Consider the following 9292-nt stretch of genomic DNA (forward strand, 5'->3'; position numbering starts at 1 on the left):
AGGAGCTGCCGAAGGCTGCGATCTTTTGATTTTAAATGGAGGGATACTCGCGATGCATCTGCTCAAGCAACGCATCCTTGTCCTGCCATAGCTGGTTGATCCAGCCCTGGAACTCCAGGCGATAGGCGCCGTCCTGGTCGTAGTTCCTGCCAATGAACTGCGGCGGGATCTGCAGTTCCTGGAAATGCACCACCACTTCGTCAACTTTCCCGCACAGTAAGTCCCAGTATCCCGGCCGGCCGGCCGGATAGTGGATGGTCACGTTGATGATCGACTCCAGCTGTTCGCCCATGGCATCGAGCACAAACGCAATGCCTCCGGCCTTGGGTTTGAGCAGGTAGCGAAACGGTGACTGTTGCTGGGCATGTTTGCCTTCGGTGAAGCGTGTGCCTTCAACGAAGTTGAAGATGCCCACGGGGTTGTTGCGAAATTTCGCGCAGGTCTTGCGGGTGGTTTCCAGGTCCTTGCCTTTCTTTTCCGGGTACTTCTCCAAGTAAGCCTTGGAGTAGCGCTTCATGAACGGGAACCCCAGGGCCCACCAGGCCAGGCCGATCACCGGTACCCAGATCAGTTCCTGCTTGAGAAAGAACTTCAATGGACGAATGCGCCGGTTCAGCACGTACTGCAACACCATGATGTCGACCCAACTCTGGTGGTTGCTGGTGATCAGGTAGGAGTGCTGGTAGTCCAGACCTTCCAGGCCGCTGAGGTTCCAGCGGGTGCGGCGCAGCAGGTTCATCCAGGCCTTGTTGTTGCTGATCCAGGCTTCATGAATGTGGCCCATCAGCCAGTCGGTGAAACGCTGGGCGGCGGGGAAGGGCAGCAACAGCTTGAAGATTGCCACGATGAACAGCGGGGTGCAGCAGGCGATGGTGTTCAACGCCAACAGCAGCGAGGCAATGACGCCGCGCACAGGAGCAGGCAGGAAATCCAGCATTTAAATATCCATGGGTCGGTTGGCGGCCTGGATCGCGGTCAGGGCGATGGTGTACACGATGTCGTCGACCTGAGCGCCGCGCGGCAAGTCGTTTACGGGTTTGCGCAGGCCTTGCAGCATGGGCCCGAGGCTGACGCAATTGGCGCTGCGTTGCACGGCCTTGTGGGTGGTGTTGCCGGTGTTCAGGTCCGGGAAGATGAACACCGTCGCCCGGCCGGCCACCTGGCTATTGGGCGCCAGTTGTCGGGCCACGGTTTCGTTGGCGGCGGCGTCGTATTGCAGCGGCCCGTCGATCAGCAAGCCGTGTTGCGCCTCGTGGGCCAGCAGAGTGGCTTCGCGGACTTTCTCCACCTCTTCGCCGCTGGCCGACTCGCCGCTGGAATAGCTGAGCATGGCCACCCGTGGCGTGATGCCGAACGCGGCAGCCGAGTCGGCGCTTTGCAGGGCAATCTCCGCCAGCTCCGCGGCGCTGGGATGCGGGTTCATCACGCAGTCGCCATAGACCAGCACTTCTTCGGGAAACAGCATGAAAAATACCGAAGACACCAACGAGCATCCCGGGGCGGTCTTGATCAGTTGCAAGGCTGGACGGATGGTGTTGGCGGTGGAATGAATAACGCCGGACACCAGCCCGTCGACCTCATCGAGCGCCAGCATCATGGTGCCGATCACCACGGTGTCTTCCAGTTGCTGCTCGGCCATCGGGGCGTTCAGGCTTTTGCTCTTGCGCAGCCGCACCATCGGTTCAACGTAACGCTCGCGAATCGAATCCGGGTCGAGGATCTCCAGCCCCGGCGGCAGTTCGATGCCCTGGGCACGAGCCACGGCCTCGACGTCCGCCGGTTTGGCCAGCAGCACGCAGCGCGCGATGCCTCGGGCCTGGCAAATGGCGGCAGCCTGGACAGTCAGCGGTTCGCTGCCCTCAGGCAACACGATGCGTTTGTCGGCGGCCTGGGCGCGCTGGATCAATTGGTAGCGGAACACCGCCGGCGACAAGCGCATTTCCCGTGGCGTACCGCAACGCTGATGGAGCCATTTGGCATCCAGGTGGCTGGCGACAAAATCGGTGATGATCTCCGCACGTTCGCGGTCGTCGATCGGAATTTCCTTGTTCAAGCCATTGAGCAGGTTGGCGGTGTCGTAAGACCCGGTACTGACCGACAGCACCGGAAGCCCCGCCTGCAAGGCGCCTCGACACAGGTCCATGATGCGCGGGTCGGGCAGGGTGTCGCTGGTCAGCAGCAGGCCGGCCAACGGTACGCCGTTGAGCGCTGCCAGGCTCACAGCCAGGATGATGTCGTCGCGATCGCCGGGAGTCACCACCAGCACGCCGGGCTTGAGCAGCTCCACGGTATTGCGCATGGTGCGCGCGCAAATAATGATGTTGCTCATGCGCCGGGTTTCGTAATCGCCGGCATTGAGCACCTGCGCGCCCATCAGGTCGGCCACGTCCCGGGTGCGCGGGGCGTTGAGTTCGGGGCGAAACGGGATGCAACCCAGCAGGCGGAAATCGCCAGTGCGCAGCAGCGGCGAGTGCTCCTTGAGCCGCGCGGAGAAGGCCTCCATGCTTTCCTCGGTACGGACTTTGTTCAGGATCACGCCGAGGACTTTCGGGTCTTTGGGCCCACCGAACAGTTGCGCCTGCAGTTCAACGCGACCGGAAAGCTCGGTCAGCACTTCGTTCTCTGGCGCCGACACCAGGATGACCTCGGCGTCCAGACTCTTGGCCAGGTGCAGGTTGACCCGCGCGGCATAGCTGGCGTTGCGGGTCGGGACCATGCCCTCGACGACCAGCACGTCCTTGCCGATGGCGGCCTGCTGGTAGAGGGTGATGATTTCCTCCAGCAACTCATCGAGCTGGCCGTCGCCCAGCATGCGTTCGACGTGCGCCAGGCCCAGCGGCTGTGGAGGCTTGAGGCCGTGGGTGCGGGCCACCAGTTCGGTGGAGCGTTCCGGTCCGGTATCGCCGGGGTGGGGCTGGGCGATGGGTTTGAAAAAACCGACTTTCAGCCCGGCTCGTTCGAGTGTACGCACCAGCCCGAGGCTGATGGAGGTCAGACCCACACCAAAATCGGTGGGCGCGATAAAAAAAGTTTGCATGCGGATTCTCTAAAGGTGCATGGCAAAGGCGAGGCTATAACTGCCGTCTACCGTCAATTCAGGCGCCAAGGTTATCGCTAACCGGGGCCTGTGCGCACCAGCCGCAGTCAAAGGGCTGGCCAATTTTTTCAGTACGCTGGACAGGGTCCAGCACCCAGCTGCGTGATTGCCATGGTGGCTGGTGGCGCAGGTGCTGCGTATGGCCGCAGGACAGCTCGGCCACCCAGTGCCCGTCCTCGTCCTGGTGAAAGCCTGTGACCGTCGGTCTGTTCGAGCAGGGCCGTTTGTCCGGGTTCCGTTCGCTTTCGGGCAAATCCTTGTTTAGACTTGTCCGTTCTTCATTCTTATGCAAAAGGTCTCGCCCCATGCTGATCGCCGCCAATAAGGCTGTCTCCATCGACTATACCCTGACCAACGACGCTGGTGAGGTCATCGACAGCTCTGCCGGCGGCGCTCCGCTGGTCTACCTGCATGGCGCAGGCAACATCATTCAGGGTCTGGAAAAAGCCCTGGAAGGCAAAACTTCCGGTGACGAACTGAACGTTACCGTTGAGCCGGAAGATGCTTATGGCGAATACTCCGCCGAGCTGGTCAGCACCCTGAGCCGCAGCATGTTCGAGGGCGTGGATGAGCTGGAAGTAGGCATGCAGTTCCACGCTTCGGCACCCGATGGCCAGATGCAGATCGTCACCATCCGCGACTTGGAAGGCGATGACGTCACCGTTGACGGCAACCACCCGTTGGCCGGTCAGCGCTTGAACTTCCAGGTCAAGATCGTCGACATTCGTGATGCCAGCCAGGAAGAAATCGCCCATGGTCACGTCCATGGCGAAGGTGGTCATCACCACTGATTTGTGCGCTACGCTCAAGTGAACTGGAAAGGCGCCTTACGGCGCCTTTTTAGTCGGTTGCTGTTAGCATCGTCCATGGCTGTTCGAAAAGATCCGCAAACCTGGAGTTCGTCATGAGTGCTTTTCACGACCTTAAACTTAAAGCCCTGGATGGTCAGGAACTTGATCTGGCGCCGTTCAAGGGGCAAGTCGTGCTGGTGGTCAATGTCGCCTCCAAATGTGGCCTGACACCTCAGTACGCTGCGTTGGAAAACCTCTATCAGCAATACAAGGCCAAGGGTTTCTGTGTGCTGGGCCTGCCTTGCAACCAGTTCGCCGGACAAGAGCCGGGAACGGAACAGGAAATCCAGGATTTCTGCAGCCTCAATTATGGTGTGACGTTCCCGTTGTCCAGCAAGCTGGAAGTGAACGGGCAGGACCGTCATCAGTTGTACCGTCTGCTGGCAGGCGAGGGGGCCGAGTTTCCGGGGGACATCACCTGGAACTTCGAGAAGTTCCTGCTGGGCAAGGACGGGCGGGTGCTGGCGCGTTTCTCACCGCGCACGGCGCCGGATGATCCGGCCGTGATCCAGGCTATTGAAAAAGCGTTGGCTTGATTCCCGGGAATTTGCAGAGGTAGGAGATGCCGAAGGCTCGGGCCGCGTTCGGACGATCCTTTGCTCTTTCACTTGAGACTCAAGTGTCAGGGGAAAGATCGCAGCTTCGTTGCACTCGACAGCTCCTACACACCTTCCTTTTGATCCACAATCATTCAAATCAATAGTGCTATCCATTGCTCTCCACGGTCCATATTATCGCTGTCATATTCGACCTGCGACCTTGTTTCCGTGGAGTGTCCCATGCCTGTAAAAGCCTTGTTCAAACCCTTCCATCTCGGTGCGCTGGAGCTGCCGACCCGGGTAGTGATGGCGCCGATGACTCGCTCCTTTTCCCCAGGCGGCGTGCCGAACGCCAAGGTCGTGGAGTATTACCGCCGTCGCGCGGCGGCCGGCGTCGGTCTGATCATCACCGAAGGCACGACCGTCGGGCACAAGGCCTCCAACGGTTATCCGAACGTGCCGCATTTTTACGGCGATGCCGCGCTGGCCGGCTGGAAGCAAGTGGTTGATGCAGTGCATGCCGAAGGCGGCAAGATCGTTCCGCAGCTCTGGCACGTAGGTAACGTGCGGCGCTTGGGGACTGAGCCGGACGCCAGCGTGCCGGGCTATGGCCCGTCGGAAAAACTCAAGGACGGCCAGGTCGTGGTTCACGGCATGACCCAGGCGGATATCGACGAAGTCATTGCAGCGTTCGCCCAGGCGGCGAAAGACGCCCAGAGCATCGGCATGGACGGCGTGGAGATCCACGGCGCCCATGGCTACCTGGTGGACCAGTTCTTCTGGGAGGGCAGCAACCAGCGCACCGACGGTTACGGTGGAAGTCTGGCCAACCGTTCGCGTTTCGCCATCGAACTGATCCGCGCCGTGCGTGCTGCGGTAGGTGAAGGGTTCCCGATCATCTTCCGTTTCTCCCAATGGAAGCAGCAGGACTACACCGCGCGCCTGGTGCAAACGCCAGAGGCCTTGGGCGACTTCCTCAAGCCTTTGGCCGAGGCCGGTGTGGATATTTTCCATTGCTCGACACGTCGCTTCTGGGAGCCTGAATTCGAAGGCTCCGAACTGAATCTGGCGGGCTGGACCCGCAAGCTGACCGGCAAGCCAACCATCACCGTCGGCAGCGTTGGCCTGGATGGCGAGTTCCTGCAGTTTATGGTCAACACCGACAAAGTCGCGCAACCGGCCAGCCTGGAGAAACTGCTGGAGCGCCTGAACAATGATGAGTTCGACTTGGTGGCGGTGGGGCGAGCGCTGCTGGTAGATCCGGATTGGGCGCAAAAAGTGCGTGAAGGCCGGGAACAGGAGATCTTGCCGTTCAGCCGTGAGGCGTTGATGACACTGGTTTAAGCGGCGCTTTATAGGGCCTCATCGCGGGCAAGCCTTGCTCCCACAGAGCTATCAGTCGCTCACAAATAGTGTGCTTACTGAAGATAAATGTGGGAGCAAGGCTTGCCCGCGATGCTTTTCAGCGAGGTGACACCACGTGAGGCAACGTTGACTCGATCTGACAAACCCCACGCAATTGCGTCTCGAACTGCTCGATCACCGATGGCCAGCCCTGGCGACTGGCATGCTGGCGCGCATTGAGCCGCACGCAACGCAAGGTTTCACGCTCCTCCAGTAGCCAGCGGGCCGCTTCGCAGAACGCCTCTTCATCCCCCGGCATGGCCAGTACACCGTTGTGACCGTGACGGATGTGTTGCGCCGCCGCGGCCTGATCATAGGCCACCACACCCAACCCGGACGCCAGCGCCTCCAGCACCACATTGCCGAAGGTTTCGGTCAGGCTCGGAAAGACGAATACATCCCCGGACGCATAGTGGCAGGCCAGCGCTTCGCCACGTTGTGAACCACAGAAGATCGCGTCGGGCAGTTCCTGCTCCAGGGTGAATCGCTGCGGGCCATCACCGACCACCACCAGTTTCATCCGCCGCTGCGGGAAAGCGCTGCACAGCGTGTCGAAACTGCGCTTGAGCAACCCGAGGTTTTTCTCCGGTGCCAAGCGCCCGACATGGATCACGGCGATGTCATCATCGCCCAAGCCCCAGGCTTCACGCAGGGCTGTCGAGCGCTTCATGGGCTGGAACAATTGGCTGTCCACCCCACGGGACAGCAGCGCCACGCGCTCGAAATGCCGGCGTTCCAGCTCCATGCGCTGACTGAGGCTCGGCACCAGGGTCAGGCTGGAGCGGTTGTGGAACCAGCGCAGGTAATGGGTGAGGGCACGACTCAACAACCCGAGGCCATACTGCTGGGTGTATTGCTGGAAATTGGTATGGAAGCCACTGACCACCGAGATGCCCAGGCGCCGGGCCGCCCGCAATGCCGATAAACCCAGCGGCCCTTCCGTGGCAATGTACAGCACGTCCGGGCGATGACGTTTCCAGCGCCGCAGCAGTTTGTGCATCGAAGCCTGGCCCCACTGCAAACCCGGATACCCCGGTAACGGCCAGCCGCGACACAGCAACAACTGCTCGTCACCGGCCTGGCGTTGGTCGCCAACCTGACGGGGCCGTATCAATTCCACCTGATGCCCGCGGGCGCGCAAGCCGTCGCACAGGCGGCCCAGGGTATTGGCCACGCCATTGATTTCCGGCGGGAAGGTTTCGGTGATGAGGGTGATATGCAGGTGTGTGGTCATGACCCCAGTGTCGACCGGGGCCATTTCGCCATTGTGACGCTTGAATGATGGATTTGTGACCGGTCAGCCCTGGCGGGCCAACGCGGTCTCGGCGCCTTGCTCGCGCACCCAGAACAAAGTCGCCCCGGCCACCGCCGCGGGCATCATCAGGATGTTCACCACCGGGATCAGCAGCACCAGGTACACGCTGCCGCCAAAACCCAGGCTCTGCCAGCGTTTTTCCCGCAGCCAGGCGAGCATTTCGTTCCAGCCCAGCTTGTGGTTGTCCGCCGGGTAGTCGATGTACTGGATCGCCATCATCCACACCCCGAACAGCAGCCATAACGGCGCGGCCACGATATTGATCACCGGAATGAAGGACAGCACCAGCAGGCCCAGGGCGCGGGGCAGGAAGTAGCCGAGCTTGCGTGCCTCCCGGGCCAAGGTGCGAGGGATCATGGCGATCAACTCGCCCCAACTGAAGGCCGGGAAATCGTCGGTGCCACGGATCACCACTTCGACTTTCTCTGCGAGAAAACCGTTGAACGGCGCGGCGATGACATTGGCGAGCATGGTGAAGGTGAAAAACACCATCAGCACCACCAGCACCACGAACAGCGGCCACAGGACATAGTTGAGAAAGCTCAGCCAATCCGGTAACGACGGCATCAGCGTGTCGACCCAAAGGCTGAACTGATGGGCGGCCAGGTAGATCAATCCGACGAACAGCACCAGGTTGATCACCAATGGCAACAGCACAAACAAGCGCAGACCCGGGCTTAGGACCAGTTTGAGTCCTTCTCGCAAATATTGCGGGCCGGACAGGACGGGGGCGGGCATAAGAGGCTCCGAGCGAAGATGAACGCGCCGACCATACCGGCTTTGCCGGGCTCGGGAAAGCATCGACATGGCGTGTAACAACGTTTGCCGAGTTTATTGAACTCACCGATCTGGATAGAGCTCACCTATGAGCTGGATTGTTAAACCGTATTTCCTTAATCTTCGCTCCCTCGATACGCTGCACCCATTCTTTTCAGGACTGTCGAACCCAAGCCTTCCCCAAGTGCGTCGACAGTCCCTTTTATTCGCGCCGCTCACCCGGCGTTCCGGCCCGCAAGGTCCGGTCAACAGGAGCAGGTCATGTCTGAAGTGCGTCATTCGCGAGTGATTATTCTCGGTTCCGGCCCTGCCGGTTACAGCGCTGCGGTTTATGCCGCCCGTGCCAACCTCAAGCCGTTGCTGATTACCGGCATGCAAGCCGGTGGTCAATTGACCACCACCACCGAAGTCGACAACTGGCCGGGCGATGTCCACGGTCTGACCGGCCCGGTGTTGATGGAGCGTATGAAAGAGCACGCCGAGCGCTTCGAGACCGAGATCGTTTTCGACCACATCAATGCCGTGGACTTCGCCGCCAAGCCGTACACCCTGACCGGTGACAGCGCGACCTACACCTGTGATGCCCTGATCATTGCAACCGGCGCCAGCGCGCGTTACCTGGGCCTGCCATCGGAAGAGGCCTTCATGGGCAAAGGCGTTTCCGCCTGCGCCACCTGCGACGGTTTCTTCTACCGCAACAAGCCCGTGGCTGTGGTCGGTGGTGGTAACACCGCCGTTGAGGAAGCCCTGTACCTGGCCAACATCGCCAGCACGGTCACCCTGATCCACCGTCGCGAAACCTTCCGCGCCGAGAAGATCCTGATCGACAAGCTCAATGCCCGTGTGGCTGAAGGCAAGATCATCCTCAAGCTCAACGCCACTCTGGATGAAGTGCTGGGCGACAATATGGGCGTGACCGGTGCCCGTCTGAAGAACAACGACGGCAGCTTTGACGAGATCAAAGTCGACGGCGTATTCATCGCCATCGGCCACACCCCGAACACTTCGTTGTTCGAGGGGCAGTTGGAACTCAAGGACGGTTACCTGGTGGTCAAGGGCGGCCGCGACGGCAACGCCACCGCCACCAGCGTCGAAGGTATCTTCGCGGCCGGCGACGTGGCGGACCACGTCTACCGTCAGGCGATTACCTCGGCGGGTGCCGGTTGCATGGCAGCCCTGGACACCGAGCGTTACCTGGACGGTCTGCAGAACGCTTCGTTCTGATTCAACAGGCACAAAAAACCGGCTTCGGCCGGTTTTTTTGTACTTAGGCTCCACGCAAACCCTGTGGGAGCGGGCTTGCTCGCGA

General features: G+C 60.6%; 9 protein-coding genes. 4 read left to right on the plus strand and 5 right to left on the minus strand.

The genetic code is table 11. From position 1 onward, the window contains the following. Nucleotides 1-31: 31 nt before the first annotated feature. The 3 genes from yihG to HU811_RS21160 are packed head-to-tail and all read right to left on the minus strand — an operon-like array spanning nucleotide 32 to nucleotide 3434. The gene (gene yihG / locus HU811_RS21150; protein ID WP_186657933.1) at nucleotides 32-937 is read right to left on the minus strand and encodes a 1-acylglycerol-3-phosphate O-acyltransferase, YihG family; all 906 of its coding nucleotides are present in this window, start codon (nucleotides 935-937) and stop codon (nucleotides 32-34) included. Beyond that, nucleotides 938-3037, minus strand: a complete 2100-nt coding sequence (gene pta / locus HU811_RS21155) for a phosphate acetyltransferase (protein ID WP_186657935.1) — start codon at nucleotides 3035-3037, stop codon at nucleotides 938-940. 58 nt (nucleotides 3038-3095) lie between these two features. Further along, the gene (locus HU811_RS21160; protein ID WP_092394906.1) at nucleotides 3096-3434 is read right to left on the minus strand and encodes a DUF3565 domain-containing protein; all 339 of its coding nucleotides are present in this window, start codon (nucleotides 3432-3434) and stop codon (nucleotides 3096-3098) included. On the opposite strand from HU811_RS21160, the gene HU811_RS21165 reads away from it, so the two are divergent. The 3 genes from HU811_RS21165 (at nucleotide 3403) to HU811_RS21175 (ending at nucleotide 5831) form a co-directional block, all read left to right on the plus strand. Beyond that, a complete protein-coding gene (locus HU811_RS21165; protein WP_047228645.1) occupies nucleotides 3403-3888 on the plus strand; it encodes an FKBP-type peptidyl-prolyl cis-trans isomerase in 486 nt (161 codons plus the stop codon). The genes HU811_RS21160 and HU811_RS21165 overlap by 32 nt on opposite strands. A gap of 113 nt (nucleotides 3889-4001) precedes the next feature. Then, nucleotides 4002-4484 (plus strand): glutathione peroxidase, encoded by a 483-nt coding sequence (locus HU811_RS21170; RefSeq protein WP_092394029.1) that lies wholly within the window; start codon nucleotides 4002-4004, stop codon nucleotides 4482-4484. Nucleotides 4485-4727: 243 nt separating this feature from the next. Beyond that, the gene (locus HU811_RS21175; protein WP_092394026.1) at nucleotides 4728-5831 is read left to right on the plus strand and encodes an NADH:flavin oxidoreductase; all 1104 of its coding nucleotides are present in this window, start codon (nucleotides 4728-4730) and stop codon (nucleotides 5829-5831) included. Between the two features lie 118 nt (nucleotides 5832-5949). Here HU811_RS21175 and HU811_RS21180 read toward each other — a convergent pair whose 3' ends face one another. Continuing rightward, nucleotides 5950-7149 carry a glycosyltransferase family 4 protein gene (locus HU811_RS21180; protein WP_186657937.1) on the minus strand — a complete coding sequence of 400 codons (1200 nt, stop codon included), beginning with the start codon at nucleotides 7147-7149 and terminating at the stop codon, nucleotides 5950-5952. A 39-nt stretch (nucleotides 7150-7188) separates the two neighbouring features. Next, entirely contained in the window at nucleotides 7189-7944 is a 756-nt protein-coding gene (gene cysZ / locus HU811_RS21185) for a sulfate transporter CysZ (protein ID WP_092394020.1), read from the minus strand. A gap of 300 nt (nucleotides 7945-8244) precedes the next feature. On the opposite strand from cysZ, the gene trxB reads away from it, so the two are divergent. After that, on the plus strand, nucleotides 8245-9207 hold the full coding sequence (gene trxB, locus HU811_RS21190; protein WP_047228640.1) for a thioredoxin-disulfide reductase: 963 nt from the start codon (nucleotides 8245-8247) through the stop codon (nucleotides 9205-9207). The last annotated feature ends 85 nt before the right edge of the window (nucleotides 9208-9292 follow it).

The sequence above is a fragment of the Pseudomonas tehranensis genome, assembly GCF_014268615.1.
GTDB lineage: Bacteria > Pseudomonadota > Gammaproteobacteria > Pseudomonadales > Pseudomonadaceae > Aquipseudomonas > Aquipseudomonas tehranensis.

Bases quoted from the DNA above. Each gene is read 5' to 3' on its own strand.
- HU811_RS21180 (WP_186657937.1), bottom strand. From the start codon at position 7,149: ATGGCCCCGGTCGACACTGGGGTCATGACCACACACCTGCATATCACC.
- pta (WP_186657935.1), bottom strand. From the start codon at position 3,037: ATGCAAACTTTTTTTATCGCGCCCACCGATTTTGGTGTGGGTCTGACC.
- HU811_RS21170 (WP_092394029.1), top strand. From the start codon at position 4,002: ATGAGTGCTTTTCACGACCTTAAACTTAAAGCCCTGGATGGTCAGGAA.
- HU811_RS21175 (WP_092394026.1), top strand. From the start codon at position 4,728: ATGCCTGTAAAAGCCTTGTTCAAACCCTTCCATCTCGGTGCGCTGGAG.
- trxB (WP_047228640.1), top strand. From the start codon at position 8,245: ATGTCTGAAGTGCGTCATTCGCGAGTGATTATTCTCGGTTCCGGCCCT.
- yihG (WP_186657933.1), bottom strand. From the start codon at position 937: ATGCTGGATTTCCTGCCTGCTCCTGTGCGCGGCGTCATTGCCTCGCTG.
- cysZ (WP_092394020.1), bottom strand. From the start codon at position 7,944: ATGCCCGCCCCCGTCCTGTCCGGCCCGCAATATTTGCGAGAAGGACTC.
- HU811_RS21165 (WP_047228645.1), top strand. From the start codon at position 3,403: ATGCTGATCGCCGCCAATAAGGCTGTCTCCATCGACTATACCCTGACC.
- HU811_RS21160 (WP_092394906.1), bottom strand. From the start codon at position 3,434: ATGGAGACAGCCTTATTGGCGGCGATCAGCATGGGGCGAGACCTTTTG.